Source organism: Marivivens donghaensis (genome assembly GCF_030410045.1).
GTDB classification, from domain to species: Bacteria; Pseudomonadota; Alphaproteobacteria; order Rhodobacterales; family Rhodobacteraceae; genus Marivivens; species Marivivens donghaensis.
The window spans coordinates 116,485-138,963 of sequence record NZ_JAUFRA010000005.1; the positions used below are offsets into that span (position 1 = coordinate 116,485).

24 protein-coding genes are annotated in these 22,479 nt (G+C 57.0%); 11 read left to right on the forward strand and 13 right to left on the reverse strand.

Translation table 11 applies throughout. From position 1 onward, the window contains the following. Position 1: 1 nt before the first annotated feature. The 4 genes from QWY83_RS06135 to purC are packed head-to-tail and all read right to left on the reverse strand — an operon-like array spanning position 2 to position 3,467. Positions 2-1,759: a sensor histidine kinase gene (locus QWY83_RS06135; protein WP_249945638.1), complete on the reverse strand. Its 1,758-nt coding sequence runs from the start codon at positions 1,757-1,759 to the stop codon at positions 2-4. Positions 1,760-1,794: 35 nt separating this feature from the next. Next, entirely contained in the window at positions 1,795-2,460 is a 666-nt protein-coding gene (gene purQ / locus QWY83_RS06140) for a phosphoribosylformylglycinamidine synthase subunit PurQ (protein WP_249945637.1), read from the reverse strand. Further along, the gene (gene purS / locus QWY83_RS06145) at positions 2,460-2,690 is read right to left on the reverse strand and encodes a phosphoribosylformylglycinamidine synthase subunit PurS (protein ID WP_067545380.1); all 231 of its coding nucleotides are present in this window, start codon (positions 2,688-2,690) and stop codon (positions 2,460-2,462) included. Before purS ends, purQ begins: the two co-directional genes overlap by 1 nt. A gap of 15 nt (positions 2,691-2,705) precedes the next feature. Continuing rightward, entirely contained in the window at positions 2,706-3,467 is a 762-nt protein-coding gene (gene purC, locus QWY83_RS06150) for a phosphoribosylaminoimidazolesuccinocarboxamide synthase (protein WP_067545383.1), read from the reverse strand. A gap of 195 nt (positions 3,468-3,662) precedes the next feature. On the opposite strand from purC, the gene QWY83_RS06155 reads away from it, so the two are divergent. The 4 genes from QWY83_RS06155 (at position 3,663) to QWY83_RS06170 (ending at position 6,599) form a co-directional block, all read left to right on the forward strand. After that, the gene (locus tag QWY83_RS06155) at positions 3,663-3,977 is read left to right on the forward strand and encodes a DUF1476 domain-containing protein (RefSeq protein ID WP_249945636.1); all 315 of its coding nucleotides are present in this window, start codon (positions 3,663-3,665) and stop codon (positions 3,975-3,977) included. 115 nt (positions 3,978-4,092) lie between these two features. Further along, on the forward strand, positions 4,093-5,100 hold the full coding sequence (gene bmt, locus QWY83_RS06160; protein WP_249945635.1) for a betaine--homocysteine S-methyltransferase: 1,008 nt from the start codon (positions 4,093-4,095) through the stop codon (positions 5,098-5,100). A gap of 169 nt (positions 5,101-5,269) precedes the next feature. Continuing rightward, a complete protein-coding gene (locus QWY83_RS06165; protein WP_067545389.1) occupies positions 5,270-5,968 on the forward strand; it encodes a corrinoid protein in 699 nt (232 codons plus the stop codon). Beyond that, positions 5,961-6,599, forward strand: a complete 639-nt coding sequence (locus tag QWY83_RS06170; RefSeq protein WP_249945634.1) for a DUF1638 domain-containing protein — start codon at positions 5,961-5,963, stop codon at positions 6,597-6,599. The genes QWY83_RS06165 and QWY83_RS06170 overlap by 8 nt, the downstream gene beginning before the upstream one ends. Here the strand turns inward: QWY83_RS06170 and aroB are convergent. After that, positions 6,596-7,708 (reverse strand): 3-dehydroquinate synthase, encoded by a 1,113-nt coding sequence (aroB, locus tag QWY83_RS06175; protein WP_249945633.1) that lies wholly within the window; start codon positions 7,706-7,708, stop codon positions 6,596-6,598. The two genes, QWY83_RS06170 and aroB, sit on opposite strands and share 4 nt — an antisense overlap. Beyond that, a complete protein-coding gene (locus QWY83_RS06180; RefSeq protein ID WP_290245734.1) occupies positions 7,705-8,310 on the reverse strand; it encodes a shikimate kinase in 606 nt (201 codons plus the stop codon). Before QWY83_RS06180 ends, aroB begins: the two co-directional genes overlap by 4 nt. A gap of 100 nt (positions 8,311-8,410) precedes the next feature. On the opposite strand from QWY83_RS06180, the gene QWY83_RS06185 reads away from it, so the two are divergent. The 4 genes from QWY83_RS06185 to QWY83_RS06200 are packed head-to-tail and all read left to right on the forward strand — an operon-like array spanning position 8,411 to position 12,402. Beyond that, positions 8,411-8,566: a hypothetical protein gene (locus tag QWY83_RS06185; RefSeq protein ID WP_158664507.1), complete on the forward strand. Its 156-nt coding sequence runs from the start codon at positions 8,411-8,413 to the stop codon at positions 8,564-8,566. 3 nt (positions 8,567-8,569) lie between these two features. After that, positions 8,570-10,117: a hypothetical protein gene (locus QWY83_RS06190; RefSeq protein ID WP_249945632.1), complete on the forward strand. Its 1,548-nt coding sequence runs from the start codon at positions 8,570-8,572 to the stop codon at positions 10,115-10,117. Continuing rightward, positions 10,114-11,052: a site-specific tyrosine recombinase XerD gene (locus QWY83_RS06195; protein WP_249945631.1), complete on the forward strand. Its 939-nt coding sequence runs from the start codon at positions 10,114-10,116 to the stop codon at positions 11,050-11,052. Before QWY83_RS06190 ends, QWY83_RS06195 begins: the two co-directional genes overlap by 4 nt. Before the next feature lie 51 nt (positions 11,053-11,103). Then, complete coding sequence (locus QWY83_RS06200; RefSeq protein ID WP_435404502.1) at positions 11,104-12,402, forward strand: HlyC/CorC family transporter; 1,299 nt, start codon at positions 11,104-11,106, stop codon at positions 12,400-12,402. Between the two features lie 27 nt (positions 12,403-12,429). Here QWY83_RS06200 and QWY83_RS06205 read toward each other — a convergent pair whose 3' ends face one another. Beyond that, on the reverse strand, positions 12,430-13,980 hold the full coding sequence (locus QWY83_RS06205; RefSeq protein ID WP_249945630.1) for a helicase HerA-like domain-containing protein: 1,551 nt from the start codon (positions 13,978-13,980) through the stop codon (positions 12,430-12,432). 407 nt (positions 13,981-14,387) lie between these two features. On the opposite strand from QWY83_RS06205, the gene QWY83_RS06210 reads away from it, so the two are divergent. After that, on the forward strand, positions 14,388-14,957 hold the full coding sequence (locus QWY83_RS06210) for an invasion associated locus B family protein (RefSeq protein ID WP_249945629.1): 570 nt from the start codon (positions 14,388-14,390) through the stop codon (positions 14,955-14,957). 49 nt (positions 14,958-15,006) lie between these two features. On the opposite strand, the gene QWY83_RS06215 is transcribed toward QWY83_RS06210, so the two are convergent. The 4 genes from QWY83_RS06215 to QWY83_RS06230 all read right to left on the reverse strand — a co-directional run bounded on the left by QWY83_RS06215 (position 15,007) and on the right by QWY83_RS06230 (position 19,202). Further along, positions 15,007-16,218 (reverse strand): beta-ketoacyl-[acyl-carrier-protein] synthase family protein, encoded by a 1,212-nt coding sequence (locus QWY83_RS06215; protein ID WP_105234963.1) that lies wholly within the window; start codon positions 16,216-16,218, stop codon positions 15,007-15,009. 5 nt (positions 16,219-16,223) lie between these two features. Continuing rightward, positions 16,224-16,481 carry an acyl carrier protein gene (locus QWY83_RS06220; protein WP_105234962.1) on the reverse strand — a complete coding sequence of 86 codons (258 nt, stop codon included), beginning with the start codon at positions 16,479-16,481 and terminating at the stop codon, positions 16,224-16,226. A 73-nt stretch (positions 16,482-16,554) separates the two neighbouring features. Beyond that, the gene (locus QWY83_RS06225; protein WP_249945628.1) at positions 16,555-17,622 is read right to left on the reverse strand and encodes a UDP-3-O-(3-hydroxymyristoyl)glucosamine N-acyltransferase; all 1,068 of its coding nucleotides are present in this window, start codon (positions 17,620-17,622) and stop codon (positions 16,555-16,557) included. Positions 17,623-17,648: 26 nt separating this feature from the next. Continuing rightward, positions 17,649-19,202: a L,D-transpeptidase family protein gene (locus QWY83_RS06230; protein ID WP_249945748.1), complete on the reverse strand. Its 1,554-nt coding sequence runs from the start codon at positions 19,200-19,202 to the stop codon at positions 17,649-17,651. 366 nt (positions 19,203-19,568) lie between these two features. Here QWY83_RS06230 and mepK point away from each other — a divergent pair, with 366 nt between their 5' ends. After that, positions 19,569-20,150, forward strand: a complete 582-nt coding sequence (mepK, locus tag QWY83_RS06235; protein WP_249945627.1) for a peptidoglycan L,D-endopeptidase MepK — start codon at positions 19,569-19,571, stop codon at positions 20,148-20,150. A gap of 51 nt (positions 20,151-20,201) precedes the next feature. Here mepK and QWY83_RS06240 read toward each other — a convergent pair whose 3' ends face one another. Together QWY83_RS06240 and QWY83_RS06245 are read right to left on the reverse strand one after the other, a co-directional pair. Next, positions 20,202-20,903 carry a hypothetical protein gene (locus QWY83_RS06240; RefSeq protein WP_067545424.1) on the reverse strand — a complete coding sequence of 234 codons (702 nt, stop codon included), beginning with the start codon at positions 20,901-20,903 and terminating at the stop codon, positions 20,202-20,204. A 74-nt stretch (positions 20,904-20,977) separates the two neighbouring features. After that, the gene (locus QWY83_RS06245; protein WP_249945626.1) at positions 20,978-21,844 is read right to left on the reverse strand and encodes a helix-turn-helix domain-containing protein; all 867 of its coding nucleotides are present in this window, start codon (positions 21,842-21,844) and stop codon (positions 20,978-20,980) included. A 223-nt stretch (positions 21,845-22,067) separates the two neighbouring features. Here QWY83_RS06245 and QWY83_RS06250 point away from each other — a divergent pair, with 223 nt between their 5' ends. Beyond that, positions 22,068-22,421: a helix-turn-helix domain-containing protein gene (locus QWY83_RS06250; RefSeq protein WP_290245946.1), complete on the forward strand. Its 354-nt coding sequence runs from the start codon at positions 22,068-22,070 to the stop codon at positions 22,419-22,421. Positions 22,422-22,479 lie beyond the last annotated feature (58 nt).

Below are 22,479 nucleotides of genomic sequence, written 5' to 3' on the forward strand. Positions count from 1 at the left end.
TTTACTCCGCTGCTTCAACGTCACTGGCCAAGACCGGCAAGGTCATTTCAAAGACCGCCCCACCTTTTGCGCCATTACGCGCGGTGAGGCGACCCCCGAGGTCAGTCACAATTCCTGACGAAATCGCGAGGCCGAGCCCCACACCGTCACCCGGCTGTTTCGTCGTGTAAAATGGTTCGAACAAGGCATCGAGGTCTTCGATCCCTGCCCCGTTATCTCGCACGATCAATCGCACGGCGTCCGTGACCGTCAGCGTGACCTCAACGGACGGGTCATCGACACCTTTGGTCGCGTCGAGCGCGTTGCGCAAAAGGTTGATGATCACCTGTTCAAGGCGCAGCCGATCCCCAAAGATCAGCGCGGGATCGGATGGCAAGGTCCGCGTGATCGCGACCTTACGCGTTTTCAACTGCGGTTCCATCATCGATAGCGCGGTCGACACCGCGTCACGCACATCCACCTCTTCAAAGGCGTCTTTGCCTTTGCGCGCATAGGATTTGAGCTGTTTGGTGATCGCGCCCATGCGGTCGATCAGATCGTCAATCCGACCAAACGACGAAAGTGCCTCGTCCGCGCGTTTACGCTGCAACAACAATCGTGCGCCCGCGAGGTATGTTTTCATCGCAGCGAGCGGTTGGTTCAGCTCATGGCTCACCGCAGCGGACATTTCCCCCAAAGCTGCCAATTTCGATGACTGCGCAAGTGATTGCTCCGCCACCTCCAGCGTCTTTTCGACCTTCTGACGTTCTGCAATCTCACGCTGAAGGCGCAGGTTCAACGCCCGCAATTCCGCCGATTCCCGTTGGAAGAACACAACGCGGTTCGCGGATTTGCGCGAGGACACCCAGAACGCCAAGGCCAAGAGGATCGCAAAGCCCATGATTTCGAGCGCGAGGACCCCGTTCACCTTTTCCCGCACGGAATCATAGGTGGTGAAACTCACCATCTTCCAGCCTTGGAACGGAACACGGGTTTCGCGGCGCAACACGGCCTCGCCACGCAAATAGGCGTCAATCGGAACGACGGTCCAATCGCGAGTCGCCTCGAACGCACGATCAATGGCCGATGCAGGCGATTGGCGGGCTAAGGCTTGCTCTTCCACCAATCCACGCCAGCGCGGTTCAGTAGAGAGGATGATCGTCCCCTCACTATCAGCAACGAACACTGCATCGGAAATGCTCGCCCAACTGCGTTCGAGTTTTTGCAAATCGACGGCAACAGTCATGACGCCCAAGGTGCCGCTCGGGTCATCCATCTTGCGCGAGTAAACGAACGAAAACCCGCCTGATTCGGTGCGCACCGTGGTAAAAATCGTGGCGTTCGATCGCAGCGCATTGATGTAATACGGCGCATTGCGGTGGTTTTCGCCCAAACGGTTTCTGTCAGTCGCAGCAACCGTGCGTCCGTCTTTATCCAACAGCATCAAAGACGCCGCGCCGATCTCATCGACAAAGGACAACAGACGTTGGGTGGAGAGCGAATATTCCGCTGCCGACAATGCACGCAACAACTCTGGGTCGCGGGCCAGCAGTTGAGGCACGATAGAGTTACGCTGAAGTTCGGAAATCAGGTTACCGACGTAGAGCGTCATCCGCACTTCGGCCCTGTTACGGGTCGATTCCGTAAAACGCTCTGTCAGAAAAACATTGGTGACATAGACCACCGCGATCGCAATTGCGACGAAAAAACCGAACGCCAGCCGATTAAGCCAACGACGGATTTTTACTCTCTCAGCACGGTTCACGGTCTTTGCACCCATGGGGCGATGTTACGCTCGCCCCACGGAAGGCTCAATTAGGCGCTGACCAGCTGGTCCAGCATAGAGCGGAAAAGCGCCTGTCCATCTGTTCCGCCGTGGTTGGCGTCGATGGCACGTTCAGGGTGCGGCATCATCCCCAGAACACGGCGATTTTCGGACAGAACACCAGCGATATTCTCGCGGGCGCCGTTCACGTTCTCTGTGTAGGTGAACGCGATACGGTCCTGATCACGAAGTGCAGCAAAGGTTTCGTCGTCGCAATAGTAGTTACCATCGTGGTGAGCGACAGGAATGTCGACGATCTGACCCTTAGTGTAGCCCGATGTGAACGCGCTATCGGTGGTCTCAACAGTCAAGCCGACAGTGCGGCAGACGAATTTGAGACCCGCGTTGCGCATCAGCGCACCCGGCAGCAGACGGGTTTCGGTCAGAACCTGAAAACCGTTGCAAACACCCAGCGCATATCCACCAGCGTGGACGTGATCGACAAGCCCCTGACACACGGGCGATTGCGCCGCAATCGCGCCGCAGCGCAGGTAGTCACCGAACGAGAAACCGCCCGGAACAGCAACCAGATCAACCTTGGGCAGGCTGGCATCTTTGTGCCAAACCACCGTTACATCGAAGCCAGACTTTTCCAGCGCGACCGCCATATCACGGTCGCAGTTGGAACCCGGGAACTGGAGGACAGCAGCCTTCATCAGGACAGCTCCACAGTGTAGCTTTCGATAACGGTATTCGCGAGGAGCTTTTCACACATCTCTTTGACGGTGGCCTCAGTGGTCCCATCAGCAAGATCGAGCTCGATCACTTTACCTTGGCGGACACCTTCGACGCCGGCAAAACCAAGCGCACCCAGAGCGTGGCGCACAGCCTCACCTTGGGGGTCCAGAACGCCATTTTTCAGCATGACATGCACACGAGCTTTCATCGGGCGATATCCTTCTTAGTTAATCATCGTTGGCTTGGTCGTGTGGGTGACGTTCGTGGGCAGAACCCCCAAACGACGTGCCACTTCGGTGTAGGCATCGGTCAGGTTGCCCAGATCGCGACGGAATACGTCTTTGTCGAGCTTCGCACCTGTTTCAACATCCCACAGACGGCAGCTGTCAGGGCTGATTTCATCAGCAACCACCAAACGTGGGTATTCATTTTCCCATACCCGACCGAATTCGATTTTGAAGTCGATCAGACGGATACCAACGCCGTGCATTACGCCTGCAAGGAAATCGTTGACGCGCAGAGCGGTCGAAACGATTTCATCCAGCTCTTGCTGGGTCGCCCAGCCAAACGCTGCGATGTATTCTTCGGGAACCAGCGGATCGCCAAGAGCGTCGTCTTTATAAGAGAACTCAACAATCGGACGCGGCAGTTGGGTGCCCTCTTCGAGGCCCAGACGCTTTGCCATGGAACCAGCCGCAAAGTTACGCACAATCACCTCGAGCGGTACAATCTCTGCCTGACGGCACAGTTGTTCGCGCATATTGAGGCGTTTGATAAAGTGCGTAGGAATCCCTACAGCTTGAAGGCCGGTCATGAAAAACTCGGACAGGCGGTTGTTCAAAACGCCCTTACCGTCGATGACAGCCTTTTTCTCTGCGTTGAATGCAGTGGCATCGTCCTTAAAATACTGAACAATCGTGCCCGGTTCTGGGCCTTCATACAGAATCTTAGCTTTGCCTTCGTAGATCTTTTTGCGCCGCGCCATGCACGTCCCCTCGTCTGGCTGCGCTTTCCGCAGCGTGAGTCATGGGCTGCGTATAGGGCAAGCCCCCCGAAGCTGCAAGAATTGCAAGCGCAAACCGCTATGCGAATTTGCGATAGCTCAATACGGGGAAATCTTGTCCTGACTAAGGTGGACCACCACATAGAATGAAGAGCACCGTATCAAAGGAAGGTTTCCATGAGCACTTTTAACGATCGCGAGAAGGCCTTTGAAGATAAGTTCGCCCATGACGCAGAGATGCAGTTCAAGGCTGAAGCCCGACGAAACAAGCTTTTGGGGCTTTGGGCGGCAGAGCTTTTGGGGAAATCAGGCGACGAAGCAGCCGCATATGCTGCGGAGGTCGTCAAAGCCGATCTTCAGGAAACTGGCGACGAAGACGTCTATCGCAAAGTCGCGACCGATCTGGGTGACCTCGCAGACGAGGCCACCATTCGCGCCAAAATGAGCGACCTCCGCGCTGTCGCCAAAGATCAACTGATGACTGAAGTCTGACACAAAAACGGGCGCGAAAATCAACCGCGCCCGTCCTTTGCATACAATTCAGGTTTGAAAACCCTGCCATGTCATGCCATGCGGGGACAAACGACTCTGACGAATGGTTCGCGATATGACAAATGCACTTTCCCGCTTGCTCGAAACACGCGACTGGCTGATGGCCGACGGCGCGACAGGCACCAACCTGTTCAACATGGGCCTCAGCTCTGGTGATGCGCCAGAAATGTGGAACGTCGAACATCCTGAAAAGATCAAAGCCCTCTACGCTGGTGCTGTAGATGCGGGCAGCGACCTGTTTCTCACCAACTCTTTCGGTGGCAACGCGTCGCGTTTGAAACTGCACGGCGCCGAAGGCCGCGTTCGTGAACTGAACCGCATCGCTGCCGAACTGGGTCGTGAAGTGGCGGACGCCGCTGGCCGTCCTGTGATCGTCGCTGGTTCTGTCGGCCCAACTGGTGAGATTATGGCGCCGATGGGCAGCTTGACCCACGAGCTCGCCGTAGAAATGTTCCACGAACAAGCCGAAGGTCTGAAAGAAGGCGGCGCGGATGTTCTCTGGGTCGAAACCATTTCGGCGGTTGAGGAATACAAAGCCGCGGCAGAAGCTGCGAAACTCGCTGGCATGGCATGGTGTGGCACGATGAGCTTTGACACCGCTGGCCGCACAATGATGGGTATCACCAGCGCTGACCTCGCGAAAGTCATCGACAAACTCGACCACCCGCCGCTTGCCTTTGGTGCAAACTGTGGCGTTGGCGCGGCTGACCTCTTGCGCACCGTTCTGGGCTTTGCTGCCACTGGGTCGCAGACGCCGATCATCGCGAAAGGCAACGCAGGCATCCCGAAATACCACGACGGCCACATCCACTACGACGGCACCCCGTCGCTGATGGGTGACTATGCTGTACTGGCACGTGATTGCGGTGCGACCATCATCGGCGGCTGCTGTGGCACCACGCCAGAGCACCTTCGCGCCATGAAAGAAGCGCTGGAAACCCGTCCGCGTGGCGACCGTCCGACCTTGGATGAAATCGCGTCGAAACTCGGTGGTTTCTCGTCGGCATCCGACGGCACCGACGGTGACGGCCCAGAGCGTCGCAAATCGCGCCGCCGCGGCTAAGTGCAGGTCGCCCCCTGAAAAACCCAAAAACCGCGCCGTTCGGTGCGGTTTTTTTTCGACATTTTGTGATACCGTCGTTTCCGACCCGCCCAGAGTCGCAATCGGTCCAGACCAATTGTCGCATTGGGATCAAATCACCCCAATTGACCCTTCCAACTAGAGAACGCCAATGTCCGATCAAGATGACATCATTCTGTCCGAACTGAACGACGAAGAACTCGTCGAGCAGATGTTTGACGACCTTTACGACGGTCTGAAGGAAGAGATCGAAGAAGGTGTTGAAATCCTTCTCGAGCGTGGCTGGACCCCTTACCGCGTCCTCACCGAAGCTCTCGTTGGTGGCATGACTGTTGTTGGCCGCGACTTCCGCGATGGTATCCTCTTTGTTCCCGAAGTTCTGCTCGCTGCGAACGCGATGAAGGGCGGCATGGCCATCCTGAAGCCGCTTCTGGCAGAAACAGGCGCACCGCGCGTTGGTAAAATGGTGATCGGCACCGTGAAAGGCGACATCCACGACATCGGTAAGAACCTCGTTTCCATGATGATGGAAGGCGCTGGCTTTGAGGTTGTCGACCTCGGTATCAACAACGCTGTTGAGAAATACCTCGAAGCGCTGGAAACCGAGAAGCCTGACATCCTCGGCATGTCGGCTCTGTTGACCACTACGATGCCTTACATGAAGACAGTGATCGACACGATGGTCGAACAGGGTATCCGTGACGACTATATCGTTCTGGTTGGCGGCGCTCCGCTCAACGAAGAATTCGGTCGTGCGATTGGCGCTGATGCTTACTGCCGTGACGCTGCTGTTGCCGTTGACACCGCGAAAGCGTTCGTTGCGCGCAAGCACAACCAGATGAATGCCTGATCTTTCAGACATCACACTGACAAATGATGGCCTTGCCCCTATGGGGCGAGGCCGCGTTCTTATTGTGGCCTGCGGTGCCCTCGCGCATGAGATCATCGCGCTGAAACGGCTGAATGGCTGGGATCACGTGGACTTCCAGTGCCTTCCCGCGATTTTGCACAACCACCCTGAACGGATCACGGATGCGGTTGAGGCCGCGGTCACTGAGAACCGCGATGCCTATGATCAGATCATGGTCGCCTATGCGGACTGTGGCACGGGCGGACAGCTATTCGCGAAATGCGATGAACTGGGCGTCGACTATATCGCTGGCCCGCACTGCTATTCGTTCTTTGAAACGAATGCTGTGTTCGAGGCTCACGGTGAAGTCACCGCCTTCTACCTCACCGACTTCCTCGCCCGCCAATTCGACGCCTTTGTCTGGAAACCACTCGGACTAGATCGTCACCCCGATCTGTTGTCGATGTATTTCGGCAATTACGAAAAGCTGGTCTATCTCGCCCAAACCGACGACCCAGCCCTGACAGCCAAAGCAGCCGACTGCGCGACCCGCATGGGCCTCGCGTTTGAGCGTCGATTTACAGGATACGGCGACCTCGCCACGGCCATCGCAAAGGCCGCAGCGGATTAACCGCGCAGCGCGTCGTTCAGGACCGACAACACAGCCTCACGCGGCACATCCGAGGTCACAAAGGCCTGACCGATCCCGCGCGCAAGGATGAACCGTAGTTTTCCATCCAGAACCTTTTTGTCCTGCCCCATCAAGGTCAACAGCGCTTCGGCATCTGGTAGATCACCTGGAATATCGGTTACGTCCGTTTTCATGCCCATCTCACGCAGGTGAGCCCGAACGCGGCTTGGGTCCTCTTGGCTACACAGGCCCATGCGCGACGACAGTTCAAACGCCAGCGCACAGCCAATTGCGACGCCTTCACCGTGGAGTAGACGATCCGAATAACCCGTCGTCTTTTCCAGCGCGTGACAGAAGGTGTGACCGAGGTTCAAGAGCGCCCGATCCCCCTGCTCTGTCTCATCGCGCATCACGATCTCGGCTTTCATCTCGACGGACCGTTTCACCGCATAAACCCTCGCCGCCATATCGCCCGCCGCCATTTTCGGTGCGTTCACCTCAAGCCAGTCGAAAAACGCCGCATCACCCAACAGGCCGTATTTCACGACCTCACCATAGCCCGCGAGGAAATCGCGTTCTGTGAGCGTAGACAGGATCGACGTATCCGCCAGAACGAGGCTCGGCTGATGGAAAGCACCGACGAGGTTCTTACCCTGATCCGTATTGATCCCCGTTTTTCCGCCGACAGAGCTATCCACCTGCGCCAAGAGCGAGGTCGGGATTTGCACAAACCGCACACCACGGCGCAAAACGGAGGCCGCAAAGCCTACGAGGTCACCAATCACCCCACCGCCGAGCGCGATAACGAGGCCATTCCGTTCAACCTTTTGTTCAAGGAGCCATTCGACCGTTTTGGTAAACTCAGGCCAGCGTTTGGTGCTTTCGCCCGCAGGCAAGGTCAGCGCGGAATGCGCCACCCCCGCAGCATCCAATGACGCCTGCAATGTCGCCAGATGAAGGCCCGCGACATTCGTATCCGTGACAATCGCGACTTTCTTAACCGTCAGCATGTCCGCGATCCGCGCACCTGCCGTCGCAATCAAGTCTGGCCCGATCAGAACGTCGTATTCGCGGCCAACCAACCCAACATGCACGGTTTCGAAAGTCATTGTTTTTCCTTTAGGACATCGACACGGCCCAACAGCGCTTCGATCGCTTTGTCGGTGGTGTCATCAATCGAATAATTCGCCTGCGTTTCGACCGTCAGGTTTGCAAGGCTGTAGATCGGCTCGCGTACAGCCAGCAGATCCGCAAGCGTCTGACGCGGGTTCGCGGTGCGCAACAACGGCCGCGTATCTTTGTGACGCACTCGTTCCCAAAGCGTATCCAATGACGCCTTGAGCCAGAGCGACACACCTTTTTCGGTGATCATCGTGCGGTTCCGTTCCGCCATGAACGCCCCGCCGCCCGTCGACAACACACAGGGCCGCCCGTTCAGAAGACGCCGAATGACCTCGGTTTCACGACGGCGGAAAAACTCTTCGCCATCGCGGACGAAAATCTCAGAGATGCTCGCGTTGGCCGCACGCTCAATCTCGGCATCAGAATCAAGGAACACCACACCCAATCGAGTCGCCAGCGATTTGCCGATCGCGGACTTGCCCGACCCCATCATTCCGACCAGAACAACCGTCCGTTCCAGACGAAATGGACCGCTCAAAGCGGTTTTGCTCTCTGGGTCGTGATCGGCTGTGGCTTGCCGAGTTGTCATTTTCTGTCCCGAATGGCGTGTTATTGCTAGCAAGGGCATATATAAAGACAGCCAAGGGTGCAAAGCCCATGAGGCACAAAGGGCAAGAAAGGCTATCGGAATGTTGTGGAGATTGTTCAAAGCTCTGATCGTTCTGCTTTTTCTAGCGGGGATCGGACTTGTGGCATACGCCTACGTCGGGCCGCTGTTCTTTCCGGCAGATTTCGCGGCACCGGAACAAGCGGTCAGCCAACCCGTTACCCTGCAGGTGAAATAACAAATGCAAGGGGCACAGCTTATCACAGCCTTTGTTTTGCTGGCCTCCGCGACCCAAGCCCAAGAGGCAGGTCCGCTTTCGGCCATTGATTGGCTGTCCAATAGCGTTGATCCAACAGTCACCGTCAGCCCCCTAGGTTCTGAGTTTGGAACAGGTGTTGCGCCGCTTGATGGGGCGGAATCACCCGTGGTGACAGTGACGCCTCTGGACAGTGGATCCCCTGATTTGGTCGGGCTCTTGCCACCATCAGTGACGGGGCTACCGAACACCATCTGGTCAGCGAGCACCGAATCAATTCTCGTATCGCTCGTCACCGCAGAACGGACAGAGTCGGTCCCCGCGATCCAAGACTTCCTTACTGTCCTTCTCTTGGCCGAAGCCAAACCGCCCTTTGATGCAGCCCGTGAGGGGAACCTCTTCCTCGCCCGCGTCGATAAATTGCTAGAGGTTGGCGCGCTGCAACAGGCACAAGCGCTTCTTGAGGCCGCAGACCCGCAAGAACCCGCCCTCTTCCGCCGTTGGTTCGACATTTCACTACTGACGGGCACCGAAGACAACGCTTGCGCCGCGATGCGCGACGCGCCCGACCTCGCGCCCACTCACGCGGTTCGTATTTTCTGCGTGGCCCGTGGCGGCGATTGGGACACGGCGGCGCTGATCCTCAACACTGGGATCGCGCTCGGCGACATCCAGCCCGACGACGAACAGCTATTGGTGCGGTTCCTCGAGACCGAATTCGATGATCACGCGGCGGCCGTTCCAACGCCTGATCGTATCACGCCGCTGAAATTCCGCCTGCTCGAAGCAATCGGCGAACCTGTTCCCACGGCAACACTGCCACGCGCCTTTGCCCATGCAGATCTACGCGATGTGGCGAGCTGGCGTAGCCAACTCGAAGCGGCAGAGCGTTTGGCCCGTTACGGTGCGGTTGACGACAATGTTCTGCGTGCGCTTTACACCGCGCAACGCCCTGCGGCTTCTGGCGGCATCTGGGATCGGGCTGAGGCGTTCCAACGGTTTGACACCGCCATTCGCGCCCGCGACCCCGTTGCAGTTGCCGCAGCCCTCCCTGCCGCATGGTCCGCAATGAAAGACGCCCGCACCGAAGTGCCGTTTGCGCGCCTCTATGCTCCAGATCTTGCGGCCTTGCCTTTGACGGGCGATGCAGCAGCCTTGGCGTTCCACGTGCTGCTTTTGTCCGCTGATTACGAAGCAGCCGCTCTGAACTTTACCGCGACAACCGACGACGATGTATTCCTCAGCGCTGTTGCCCGTGGCAACGTCTCAGCAGTCAACGCAAAGACACCCGCGCAACACACTGTATTCGCTGCATTTTCAAGCGAAATACCCGTTCCCACTTCCATCGCAGAGCTCATCAACTCGCAAAAACTGGGTGAGGCGCTCCTGCGCACCATCGCGAACTTTGGTGAGGGTATGACCGGCGATCCTGTCGCCATTTCAGAGGCGCTCGTGACCCTGCGCACGGTCGGGCTAGAGGATGTCGCGCGGCGTGCGGCGCTCCAGTATCTGTTGTTGGACCGCCCATCATGACAGCGCCGTCTGGCATGATGCATTGGATCCAGAGCTTCCTCGAAGCGCAGGCCGCAGAGCTAGATGCCGCGACAAACACTCAACTGGCCTATGCCCGCGACCTCAAGGATTTTGCGGATTGGCTCGACCGCCGCAAAACCCATTTCATTGATGCGGATCGGACCAACGTCGAAAACTACCTGATCAGTTGCGAGGCCGAGGGATTGGCCGTTTCGACCCGCGCTCGTCGCCTCTCTGCGATCAAACAGCTTTATCGTTTTGCCTTTGAAGAGGGTTGGCGCAGCGACAACCCTGCGGTTCAGATCAAAGGACCAGGAAAACCTAAGCGCCTGCCCAAAACGCTGAGCGTTGAGGATGTTGATCGCCTCCTCCACGCCGCCCGCACACATGGCCGCGACACGGCACGGAATACCTGCCTGATGGAGCTTCTCTACGCGACGGGGATGCGTGTCACTGAACTGGTTAGCCTCCCGATTGCCGCCGCAAGGGGCAATCCGCAGATGCTGTTGGTGCGCGGCAAAGGGGGTAAGGAACGGATGGTGCCGCTCTCTGCGGCCGCTCTGAACGCGATCTCAGACTGGCTCGATGTGCGGGACACGGCAGAGGACCTTGCCAAACGCAAAGGCATCCCCGCCTCCAAATTCCTTTTTCCCTCGCGAAGCAAGGACGGCCACCTGACCCGACACCGCTTCTTTGCCCTGATCAAAGAACTCGCGGTCGCCGCAGGGATTTCCCCCGAAAGCGTCACGCCCCACACCATCCGTCACGCATTCGCCACGCACCTCTTGGCAGGTGGGGCTGATTTGCGGGCGATCCAGACGATGTTGGGCCACGCTGACCTCGCGACAACGGAAATTTACACGCATGTGTTAGACGAGCGTTTGAAAGACCTCGTTCTGACCCATCATCCGCTTTCGAAAAAACGGACCTCTTGAACCGCGCCCCTCGCGCCCCCATAACCGTTGTAGACCAACGGATTGGACCCAATGCCTGTTCTCGACGCTACATTCTGGATCACTGCCGCCGCCATCCTCGTGCTTTTGGTGCTCTCTGGCTTTTTCTCAGGCTCTGAAACGGCGTTGACGGCCGCAAGCCGTGGTAAGCTACGCTCTGCCGCCGACAAGGGATCGCGCGGGGCTGAGACGGCGTTGAATGTGACAGAGGACAACGAACGCCTGATCGGATCGATCCTCTTGGGCAATAACGTGGTGAATATCCTCGCCACGTCGCTCGCGACGGCGGTACTGACGAAACTCTTTGGGCAAAACGGCGTTGCACTGGCGACCTTGGGGATGACCCTCCTCGTTCTGATCTTTGCCGAGGTGCTACCGAAAACCTATGCCATCACCAATCCAGAAACCGTGGCGGCTCGCGTGGCCTCTCCGATCCGCTATGTGATCCTCGTCTTTTCGCCGGTGGTCTCTGCCGTGCGCCTGTTGGTGCGTCTGGTCCTGCGGATGTTCGGCGTCAAAGCGGACCCCGACAGCAACATCCTGGCCGTCCGTGAAGAGATCGCAGGCGCGCTACAACTCGGTCACTCCGAAGGTGTCGTCGAAAAAGAAGACCGCGACCGTATCCTAGGCGCGCTCGATCTGTCGGAACGCTTTGTCGAAGAGGTCATGCTCCACCGCTCTGGCATTCAGATGATCGACGCGGGCCTGCCTGTGCCTGAAATCCTCGCGCAAGTTCTCGAAAGCCCGCACACCCGTCTGCCGCTCTATCGCGATGATCCCGAAAACGTAGTCGGCGTTCTTCACGCCAAAGACCTCCTGCGCGCCATGCACCGCATGCTCGAAGATGGGACGATGGACACGGACGAGATGAACAAATTCGACATCATGTCGGTCGCGATGAAGCCCTACTTCATCCCCGAAACCACCACGCTCGACGATCAAATGCGCAAGTTCCTTGAACGCAAAACGCACTTTGCCTTGGTGGTCGATGAATACGGCGGGCTTGAAGGTCTGATCACACTTGAGGACATCCTCGAAGAGATCGTTGGTGAAATCGCCGATGAATTCGACGTGGCCGAAGAGGACATGATCAAACCAACGGCAGACGGCGCCTTTATCGTCGACGGGTCAATGACCCTGCGCGACCTGAACCGTGCGCATGACTGGAACCTGCCCGATGACGAAGCAAACACCATAGCGGGTCTGGTGATCCATGAGGCCCAGATGATCCCTGTTGTCGGCCAAGTGTTCAGCTTCCACGGGTTCCGCTTCGAAGTGATCGATAAAGAGCAAAACCGGATCACCAGCCTGAAAATCCGCCAGCTTAATTGAAAAAGGCGGCTCGCGCCGCCCTTTCCGTTATCGTGATTTGAACAGCGTTCCGAGGATGCCGCGCACGATGCGCCGTCCCGTGGTGCCTTTCAGCTCTTTGATCACGGCAGAGCCGATGGCCTCCCCAAAGGATTCATTCTTTGTTGACCGCGACCGTGTTGTACGGGTCTTGGTCGAAGGCGACGACCCACCGTCATAGCGGCGCGCATTGCGGAACTCGCGTTCCTCTTCCTCTGCCTTAGCTTCGGCCTCTTCTGCGGCAGCGGCTTCTTTGGCGGCGGCATCCGCGCGTTTCAGCAGAATTTCATGCGCCGATTCACGATCCACAGCCGTGTCATACTTTGCCCCCATCGGCGAGGTCGCCATCAGCGCCTTCCGGTCGCTCGCCTCAATCGGGCCGAGTTTCGACGACGGCGGACGGATCAGCGTGCGTTGCGCGATCCCAGGGATGCCCTTGTTTTCGAGCATTGAGGTCACAGCCTCGCCCGTGCCGACCTCGGTGATCGCATCAGCGATATCGAACGCAGGGTTCGGACGATAGTTCTCCGCCGCCTGACGCAGGGCCTTTTGATCCTTCGCGGTAAAGGCACGCAGGGCATGTTGCACGCGGTTGCCCAACTGGCCCAGAATATCCTCTGGCACGTCAGCAGGGTTTTGCGTGATGAAATAAACGCCTACCCCTTTGGACCGGATCAAACGCGCAACCTGTTCGACCTTATCTACCAACGCCTTGGGCGCGTCATCAAACAGCAAATGCGCCTCATCAAAGAAGAACACGAGCTTTGGCTTATCTGGGTTGCCGACCTCGGGCAGTTCTTCGAACAATTCAGAGCGCAGCCACAGCAGGAACGTCGCATAGAGGCGCGGGCTGTTCATCAGCTTATCCGCCGCCAGAAGGTTGATCTGCCCACGACCGTCGGGCGCCACCTGCATCATGTCCATCAGATCCAGGGCAGGTTCGCCAAAGAACGCCGTTGCACCCTGATTTTCCAACACCAGCAACTGCCGCTGGATCGCACCGATCGACGCCGACGCGATGTTCCCATAGCGCAGTGCAATCTCGCTCGCATGTTCACCAACCCACAGCAGCATGGATTGCAGATCTTTGAGGTCCAAGAGCGGGAGGCCCTCTTCGTCGGCGACGCGGAACACGATGTTCAGAACGCCCTCTTGGACATCGGACAGTTCCAACATCCGCGCAAGCAACAGAGGCCCCATTTCGGCAACGGTGGTGCGCACGGGGTGGCCTTGATCACCGTAGAGGTCCCAGAAGGTCACGGGGAATTTGTCGTATTGCAGATCGAGCCCGATGGTCGCCGCCCGCTTCATGAACGCATCGTGGAGTTTGAAATCGGCAGAACCAGCCGCCGCCAACCCCGACAAATCGCCCTTAATATCCGAGAGAAACACAGGAACGCCCGCAGCCGAAAACCCCTCGGCCAGAATTTGCAGTGTCACCGTCTTACCCGTGCCCGTCGCACCAGCGATCAAGCCGTGACGGTTCGCGTAGTTCAGCAAAAGCCCCTGCTGCTCAGCGTAGCCTTCGCCACCCCCGCCGATAAAAATCGCGTTTTCCATAACGTCCCCTAAATGCTCAAATCGGTGCTAAAATACATCCTTAACGGTTTCATGCCATAGTGAAAGCGTTTGTCAGAATTGTATTCTGACCGACAAAATCTCCTCCCTGTTAGACTTGCCGCGCCTTTGGGCGCGGTTTTTTTAGGCGACTGCCATAAAACTGTCGTTTCTTAGTTGACGGTCCCGATTCCTTTTCGTAGCGTCAGCACAAATAGTCGGCCAAGTCCGACAGGGAGAATAGAGAAAGGGGATCGGTTTCGGTCCCTTTTCTTTTTGCCGCAACGCGTTAACGGTAACACTTCATGTGACCAAATCGGCCAAGTTATGCCGATGGTGACGGCAATGTCACCTGACACCCACAACCTCACGTGTTAGACAGTGCGCAGCAAACCAAGACAGGACTTTTTATGTTCAACGTGATTAAACCGCTCGCCACCCTGACGATGATCGCCCTCGGCAGTGTCGCACTGGCGCAAGAGACCGCAGCCCCCGCAACGGACGCCCCCGCTGACCCGCAGGTCGGTCAGGTCTACGTCAAAGAGACCTCTGGTGATTGGGAACTGCGCTGCCTCAAAGTCGAATCTGGCGATGAACCCTGCCAAATTTACCAACTGCTCAAGGATGCTGACGGTAACTCGATCATGGAAGTCACCATGTTCCCGATGCCCGCAGACCAACAAGCTGCAGCAGCTGCGACCCTTCTGGTCCCGCTGATGACCCGCTTGTCCGAAGGCATCATGATCCAAGTTGATGACGCCGATCCGCGCCGTTACCCGATCGAATTCTGTAACCAAGGTGGATGCGTGACCCGCGCTGGTTTCACCGCCGAAGAGCTCGCTGCGTTCAAGGCTGGGTCGAACGCGAAAGTGCGTATCGTTCGTGCAGAAACAGCACCTGAGGCAGCCGAAGTTATTCTGGATATGTCTCTCGCTGGCTTTACCGCTGGATTCGACAAAGCCACGCCGCCGACCAACTAAGGCGCTGAATATTCAACAAAACGCCGCCTCTTAGGGCGGCGTTTTACGTTTATGGGGCCTTGCGTAGCGCCAGCACGGCGTTCAATCCGCCAAAGGCAAAGGCGTTCGTGAGAACCACGTCCACATTCGCCTCGCGCGCCTCATTCGGCACCACGTCGAGCGCACATTCTGGATCGGGCTCTTCGTAGTTGATCGTCGGCGCGATGATACCATCCTTGAGAGCCATGATACAGGCCAAGAGTTCGACCGCGCCTGTGCCACCGATCAAGTGACCGTGCATCGACTTGGTCGAGGACATCATCAGTTTATCCGCATGCGGACCAAATGCATCCGCGACAGCCGCCGATTCCGTTTTGTCGTTGGCGGCCGTGCCCGTGCCATGCGCGTTGATATAGCCAACCTCGCTCTTGTCGATCCGCGCGTCTCGCATTGCGCCCGTGATCGCACGTCCCGCGCCCTGCTTTGACGGCATCACGATATCAGAGGCATCCGACGACATCGCAAAGCCGATGACTTCGGCAAGGATGGTCGCCCCGCGTTTACGCGCGTGTTCGTAATCCTCGAACACGAAAACGCCCGCGCCTTCGCCTTGGACCATGCCGTTGCGATTGGCGCTGAACGGACGGCACCCGTCCTTGGACATGACGCGCAGCCCTTCCCAGGCTTTCACGCCACCAAAGACCAGCATGGATTCAGAGCCACCCGTCAGCATGACAGGCGCCATGCCCGAACGGATCATCTGGAACGCCTGCCCCATGGCATGGTTAGACGACGCACAAGCCGTTGCCACGGTAAAGGACGGACCGCGCAGGTTAAATTCGATGGACAGGTGGCTCGTCGCTGCGTTGTTCATAAGCTTCGGCACGATAAAGGGGTGAACGCGGTTCTTCCCTTCCTCGTAAACCACACGGTAGTTTTCATCCTGCGTCGTCAGACCACCGCCAGAGGTGCCAAGCACAACCCCAGACCGATCCGCCAACTCGCCGTGAAATTCCAACCCCGACTGCGCCACAGCCTGACGCGCAGCCAGCAAGGTAAACTGCGTGAACCGATCATAGAGCGCGATTTGCTGACGGTTGAAATGCGCGTGTTCGTCGTAGTTGCGCACTTGGCCCGCGATTTTCACCATCAGGCGATCAACGTCAGGAATTTCCAGCGGACCGATGCCGCAACGCCCTTCGCGCATCGCCTCAAACGTTTGCGCAACATCATGGCCGAGGGCGTTAATCGTCCCCGCACCTGTAATCACAACGCGACGCATTGGCGTTATACCTTTTCGGAGACGAGCTTTGAAACAGCGTCAATGATGGCAGAGACGGACGAAATGTCGAAATCGCTCTCGCTCGGGTCATTCGCATTGAACGGCACAGAGATGTCAAAGGCCTCTTCGATCGCAAAAATGCTCTCCACCAGACCGAGGCTATCAATGCCCAGATCTTCTAGTGTGTGATCCATTTTCACATCCGATGGCTCTAGAACGGCCTGTTCGGCAATGATTTCGATGACTTTTTCGCGAATTTCCATGTGTCCTCGCCTCTCTCGGGTATGACCCTTGGGCATTTAAAATGATCTAATCACTATGACCGCCGTTTGAAACTTATTTTTGACGGTTTCCCATATCACGTAGGATTCTTGGCAGACGGCGCAAGGATTTATAAATCTCAATTTGCTGCGTCATTTGTGTCGCGGGATAGCCCATCATCACACGACCCGCAGGCACATTCGCCAAAACCATCGTCCCAGCCGAAGTTACAACATCATCGCCGATTTTGAGGTTGTCACCGACGCCAGTCTGACCGCCCAAAACCACGCGATCCCCGATGACCGTTGATCCAGCCACCGCCGCGTGTCCCGCCATAAGGCAGTGCTTGCCCATAACCACGTTGTGCCCCAAATGGCAGCCGTTATCGATTTTTGATCCTTCGCCGACAAAGGTCGGGCGGATGGTCCCTGCGTCAATGGTGGACCCAACGCCGACCTCAACATCGTCCGAGAGGATCACGCCGCCCAAGGAATGGATACGGTGCTGACGCGGATCGTTCGGAATTTGCGCCTCGGTATCGCCCAAGGTCGCACGGGCCCGCTCAACATTCGACTGCTCGGCCATGACAAAGGAAAACCCGTCCGCGCCAATCACAGCGTTTGGATGCAGGATTACGCGATCACCCAAGGTCACACGCCGCATCACCCGCGACCCATCAAGGAGCACACAGTTTTCACCAACCACAGCACCGGGTGCAACCGTCACATGTGCAGCAATTCGGGTGCCTGCGCCGATCACAGCGCCCTTGCCGATCAGAACAAAGGGACCAATCGCAACCCCCTCACCCAAGGTCGCACCCTCTGTAATCGCGGTCGGGTGAATACCGTCCTCAATATCCCACGGACGGTCGAGCATCTGCGTGAGCTTTGCCATCGCAAGCCGCGCGCGCGGCGCGATGATCGCCGCCTTAAGGCCGAGCGCCTGCCAGTCGCAACCCGACCAGACCACAGCAACCTGTGCCTGACCCTGCCCAAGCTTTTCCGCATAAGCAGGCGACATCGCCAGTGCGAGGTCGCGTGGACCAGCCGTTGCAGGCTCTGACGCCGTGTCAATCTCTAGGGACAGATCACCTAAGGCCTCAGCCCCGAGTGCGGTTGCAATCTCTGAAACGGTATAAGCCATAAGTCCCTCTCAACGTTGAGAAGGATTTACCCCTGAACGCCGCCCGCGGCTACCCCTTCACGTGCCAAAGCATCCCAAATCACTGCGTCACGACCGTAAATGTCGCGGCGATACTGCAGTGACCCGTCCACATTGGTAAACGCGGTACGATAATCCAAGTGCACAGGCACTGGCGTTTCTAAATCAACGCGCGTTTCCTGCCCTGTCCGAAGACGGGACTGGAAGAACTCGACCGGATCAGAGGTCTGACGCGCCAATAGTGCGTAAGCAAAGTCATGCGGATCGTCCAAGCGGATGCACCCGTGACTAAAGGCCCGCACTTCGCGTGCGAACAAATTCTGCGCAGGCGTATCGTGCAGATAGATATTGTATCGGTTCGGGAACATGAACTTCACCGACCCCAGCGCGTTGCTCGGCCCCGGCGGCTGGCGCATGGAGAACGGGAAGCTGGACGCGGAATATTGGCTAAAGCCATTCGCGCGGTTCACAACCTGACCATTGCTCGCCACGACTTGAAGGTGGCTTACTGCCCCCGCATCGGCCTGCAGTCGCGGCAGATATTCGTTCACGATGATCGAGCGCGGTACATACCAGCTTGGGTTAATCACCATGAACTCCATCAGGTCAGAGAACTCTGGTGACTGACGGTCGTCCGAATTGGCACCGATAACAGATCGGGTTTCAAAGGTGACTATATCGTTGTCAATGATCTTGGCGGTGAAGTCCGTGAGGTTCACCCAGATATGCCGATCACCACGCGGGATATTCAGCCAACGCTCCCGTTCCATCGCGACGATAACTGACTGAAGGCGGTCCTCAATCGGGCGGTTTAGCTCAACAATCGTCGAGCCACCCGCAACACCATCAGCGGTCAAACCGTTGTATTCCTGAAACTTTTGCACCGCAGCCTGAAGAGTTGCGTCATAAGTGGCCGTCACCGACCGCTCCATAAAGCCCATCGCGATCAGACGGTTGCGCAGCGCCACTACAGCCGCCCCCGTATCACCGGGCCGCAGCGTCGCCTCTGGCACAGTGGCACCCCAGCCACCGCGAGCGATCTGATGCTCTAGCCGCATTTTCGACCGCATCAGCCGCGCATATTCAGCCGACTGCGGGGCAAGTGACCGCAAATACTGCACCGGATCGGCCGTCAAAAACCCATTCAGGATCTCAATCCGATCATGCACGGGAACTTCACGTTTGATCGCATCCAGAACACGGTTCGGGTTGAGGATACCTGTCTGCACGTCCCGCGCATAGGTGAGGAACAATTCGCTCAACTCCACTTCCATCGCGCCTTGTTCGTATGCCGTTTTGGCCGACTGCAAACGGGCGATCAGAGCATTGGGATCGAATTTCTCAGCTGGCAAACCATGGAGCGGCGCATCCGCAAACGCACCCAAGAGCGCATTACGGCGGGCCTGCGCAACCTCGTCCGATCCCGTCCAAATGCTCGCGAAATCACGAGCGCGGTAAAACGCGGCAAGTTCGTCGTCCATCGCAACGGATTCAGCCACGGCTTGACGGAAAGCTGTGACCTGCGCCTGCACAGGCGCAGTTGTGCCCAGAACAAAGGACATCGCGACCACAGCCGCCAAAGACGAAAACCGAACCGATCTATTCACGCGCAAAGCCCCAAACTAATATTCGCAATTGCCGACCAGAGAGACACGTTGACGGCTCGATAGTCCACTCACAATTGCGATAATCGGCCACCGGGCTACCAAATGTTGCAGGTCCGCACCGCGAGGGCGACGCATCACGGGCCACCTCAATCGGATTTTGCGCAAATTTTCGCCTATTTGACCTTTGTTAACGGACGCTAGGGCATTCTTTAGTTGGTTCAGGAATCAGTCTGTGCCATAAAGTTCCTGCATCTGGGGATGAGATGAAAACAAAACCTGCACGCCACAGCAGGTGATAGCGACGGGACAGGCGCTTCAACTATGACGACAACGAATACCTCGGGAATTTCTCGTCGCGGTCTCCTTCGTGCGTTCGCCGCGACCGCTGTAACGGCAGCTCCGGCTTTCACCCCTACATTCGGTCAAGCGGCAGGGTTCCTGCGCGGCGCTGGTGACGTTCGTCGGATTAAGATGTATTCTGGCCGCACCGGCGAAAAGATCGACATGATCTACTGGATCGAAGGCGACTATATCGCTGAATCGGTCAACCAGATCGTCCACTTCATGCGCGACTGGCGGAACAACAAAACCATCGCTATCGACACGCGCACCATCGATATCATGGCAGCCTCGCACAACCTGCTCGACGTCACTGAACCCTACATGTTGCTGTCGGGCTATCGTTCGCCTGAAACCAACGCCATGCTGCGCCGCCAATCATCTGGCGTAGCACGTAACTCACTCCATATGCGCGGTCAAGCTGCTGACCTCCGTCTAGCAAGCCGCTCTGTCAACCAAATCGCAAGCGCCGCACAATCCTGCAACGCAGGCGGCGTTGGTCGTTATGCGGGCTCGAACTTTGTCCATATGGACTGCGGTCAGGTCCGCACTTGGAACGGCTAAGCGCCATCCAAGAAACGGAAAAACAGGCGCCCTCTCGGGCGCCTTTTTCATTTAGGCCATAACAGTTTCGGCAGGAATGGTGAGAAGATACCGCAGGTCATCGCGGTTCATCCAACACATATGCGCTACCATCGGATCAGGACGATCCTTCGCATACCAGCTCAGCGCGGCGGGTTCGGAATGCATGTAGCCTTCGCGTTCACCCAAGCCCTTGAACGCGAGCTTTTTGATAATGAACCCAATCATGTGATCGGGCGACCACGTCATCAGCGCCGTTGCCAAAGCAAGCCGAGCCAGAATGCTCGACATGCCTGTGCCGCGATAGGCAGGATCGCTGATCATCCAGACGTCGCCATGATAGGCACAGGTCCCTGTCATGCGTCGCGCACTCGGTCCGGGGGAATAGAACGAGCGGTCGAAATCAATCGGCAAACCTGCAGGCGGGAAGGCCACGTATTGATCGCGGAAATAGTCGGCAAGGCTCTGCCCTTCGATCCGCAACAAACGCACCGCTTGGGTGAAGACCAGCCGCCCGTCACGGTCCCATCCGAGGAACCAAAACCCGTCATCAGGGTGAATCGCGTTAAGGTTTGGGTCAAACGGCACGCCAATCGGCTGCGGTCGATGCGCGGCGATTGTTTCTGCATAGTAATCAAAGTCGGACCCCGACTCTAACCGAATGCCGTATTTTTCCGCCAAAGTTACAATGGTGGCTACATAAAGCGCACCTTCAAAAGAATCGTGGATGGTCATTGTTCACTCTCCAAGGCTAATCATCCTTGGAGCCATCTTGTGATCCACGACCGTTAATAAATGGTTTACCAGTATTAACGAATATCCATGAGCAGCTCGCTCGGCATTCGTTCAATCTCTTCTCTGGGTAGCCCGTCGATGCAGAGGTCATAGGTACGTACCACGACCGACACCAAACCACGGCTCTGATCTGGGAAGCGACACCCCAATAGCAACCTTTGATAGCTGATCGGCACGGGGGCACCGCCCTTCTCACGCGGAAGTTCTGACACGATGTGATCTAGCCGCACGCCTTCGGTGCGTTTCACTTCCTCAAACGGCGCGACGAGCAACCGACCGAACCCCTGACCGCCCGGAAGGTCAGCGGATTTCAGGCCGATACTGCTCAGCGCCCAATCGCGCCCGAACCATGACGAATATGAGGACTCCGCACCGACCTCCACGCAGATCCATTCCTCGCCCAAACGGCGGAAAATTACGACAGCCGCACGGACCGCCTGAAACTCTGGCGCTTCAATACGTCCTTGCGAGGCGACCCACGTGTTAAAGCAATTCCGCAACAAGTCAGGCCCACTGTCCCAAATCCGACTGATCGGTTGTTGTTGTAGATGATAATAGTGGCCGTTCGTCTTTTCGCTGCGCAATTGATCCAGCCCACGGACCTGCCCCGACTGGTTTTTCATCCACGCATCAGACAGCGCCACGATATCAAGAGCCCCCTCCAACGCATCACGTCCCGCATCAGTCAAAGCGTATTGTCGGTCGTTGACAGAGAACAGCTCGGTTCCCCTATACTCTTCCAATGCGCGAATGTGCCGACGGACCGTTTGACGCGTGCTATTCAACCGAGAGACGGTCCGCGAGAGGTTCAATTCCTTTGCCAAAACCGTGAACGAACGGAGCATCTCATAAAATAACGCAGCAGTTTTTGGCTCGCCCATCTCAATGCTCCATAAGAAAATGACATCAAAGCAACGTGTTACGGTCGAATCTTGCACCGCTCAATTTGATGGGTGATTTATGCACCATTGAGTGGTGATAGTTCAACCACTTTTAGTTGTATTTAACACGTTGAAACATAACCGTTGAGGCGAGATTTTCTCTTGCAGAAGTTGTAGAGGAAACACCATACCGCATCCTATCGATGATTTTGTAGCCCAGAAAATTCGCAATGCCCGCCTGATGCGCGGTCTAACGCAATCGGGTCTGGCCGCACAAATCGGGTGTTCGTTCCAACAGTTGCAGAAATACGAAGCCGGCCAAAACCGCGTCTCCGCCAGCCGTCTTTATCAGATCGCAACCGCACTGGACGTATCGCCGGGTTACTTCTTTGAAGGCGTCGATGACCGTGTTCATTCGGACGAGATTGACACGACCACATCGCGTATCTTGTTTGCACTCGCTCGTGTAGAGAGCCCACAGATCAAAGAAACACTTTGCCGCATGGTTCAAGCCATTGCGAAAACAGAAGAAATGGACGGCGATTACGATGCGCCAACCTATGCAAAAACGGCCTGAACTAAGTCGTTTTCTCGCTAAATAAAGTCACGGTTGCGCCGTTGAACCCTTTGTAGGT

What these genes read in the sequence shown, in the direction of transcription:
- QWY83_RS06135 (WP_249945638.1), bottom strand. Translation starts at nt 1,759, where the DNA reads ATGGGTGCAAAGACCGTGAACCGTGCTGAGAGAGTAAAAATCCGTCGT.
- purQ (WP_249945637.1), bottom strand. Translation starts at nt 2,460, where the DNA reads ATGAAGGCTGCTGTCCTCCAGTTCCCGGGTTCCAACTGCGACCGTGAT.
- purS (WP_067545380.1), bottom strand. Translation starts at nt 2,690, where the DNA reads ATGAAAGCTCGTGTGCATGTCATGCTGAAAAATGGCGTTCTGGACCCC.
- purC (WP_067545383.1), bottom strand. Translation starts at nt 3,467, where the DNA reads ATGGCGCGGCGCAAAAAGATCTACGAAGGCAAAGCTAAGATTCTGTAT.
- QWY83_RS06155 (WP_249945636.1), top strand. Translation starts at nt 3,663, where the DNA reads ATGAGCACTTTTAACGATCGCGAGAAGGCCTTTGAAGATAAGTTCGCC.
- bmt (WP_249945635.1), top strand. Translation starts at nt 4,093, where the DNA reads ATGACAAATGCACTTTCCCGCTTGCTCGAAACACGCGACTGGCTGATG.
- QWY83_RS06165 (WP_067545389.1), top strand. Translation starts at nt 5,270, where the DNA reads ATGTCCGATCAAGATGACATCATTCTGTCCGAACTGAACGACGAAGAA.
- QWY83_RS06170 (WP_249945634.1), top strand. Translation starts at nt 5,961, where the DNA reads ATGCCTGATCTTTCAGACATCACACTGACAAATGATGGCCTTGCCCCT.
- aroB (WP_249945633.1), bottom strand. Translation starts at nt 7,708, where the DNA reads ATGACTTTCGAAACCGTGCATGTTGGGTTGGTTGGCCGCGAATACGAC.
- QWY83_RS06180 (WP_290245734.1), bottom strand. Translation starts at nt 8,310, where the DNA reads ATGACAACTCGGCAAGCCACAGCCGATCACGACCCAGAGAGCAAAACC.
- QWY83_RS06185 (WP_158664507.1), top strand. Translation starts at nt 8,411, where the DNA reads ATGTTGTGGAGATTGTTCAAAGCTCTGATCGTTCTGCTTTTTCTAGCG.
- QWY83_RS06190 (WP_249945632.1), top strand. Translation starts at nt 8,570, where the DNA reads ATGCAAGGGGCACAGCTTATCACAGCCTTTGTTTTGCTGGCCTCCGCG.
- QWY83_RS06195 (WP_249945631.1), top strand. Translation starts at nt 10,114, where the DNA reads ATGACAGCGCCGTCTGGCATGATGCATTGGATCCAGAGCTTCCTCGAA.
- QWY83_RS06200 (WP_435404502.1), top strand. Translation starts at nt 11,104, where the DNA reads ATGCCTGTTCTCGACGCTACATTCTGGATCACTGCCGCCGCCATCCTC.
- QWY83_RS06205 (WP_249945630.1), bottom strand. Translation starts at nt 13,980, where the DNA reads ATGGAAAACGCGATTTTTATCGGCGGGGGTGGCGAAGGCTACGCTGAG.
- QWY83_RS06210 (WP_249945629.1), top strand. Translation starts at nt 14,388, where the DNA reads ATGTTCAACGTGATTAAACCGCTCGCCACCCTGACGATGATCGCCCTC.
- QWY83_RS06215 (WP_105234963.1), bottom strand. Translation starts at nt 16,218, where the DNA reads ATGCGTCGCGTTGTGATTACAGGTGCGGGGACGATTAACGCCCTCGGC.
- QWY83_RS06220 (WP_105234962.1), bottom strand. Translation starts at nt 16,481, where the DNA reads ATGGAAATTCGCGAAAAAGTCATCGAAATCATTGCCGAACAGGCCGTT.
- QWY83_RS06225 (WP_249945628.1), bottom strand. Translation starts at nt 17,622, where the DNA reads ATGGCTTATACCGTTTCAGAGATTGCAACCGCACTCGGGGCTGAGGCC.
- QWY83_RS06230 (WP_249945748.1), bottom strand. Translation starts at nt 19,202, where the DNA reads ATGTCCTTTGTTCTGGGCACAACTGCGCCTGTGCAGGCGCAGGTCACA.
- mepK (WP_249945627.1), top strand. Translation starts at nt 19,569, where the DNA reads ATGACGACAACGAATACCTCGGGAATTTCTCGTCGCGGTCTCCTTCGT.
- QWY83_RS06240 (WP_067545424.1), bottom strand. Translation starts at nt 20,903, where the DNA reads ATGACCATCCACGATTCTTTTGAAGGTGCGCTTTATGTAGCCACCATT.
- QWY83_RS06245 (WP_249945626.1), bottom strand. Translation starts at nt 21,844, where the DNA reads ATGGGCGAGCCAAAAACTGCTGCGTTATTTTATGAGATGCTCCGTTCG.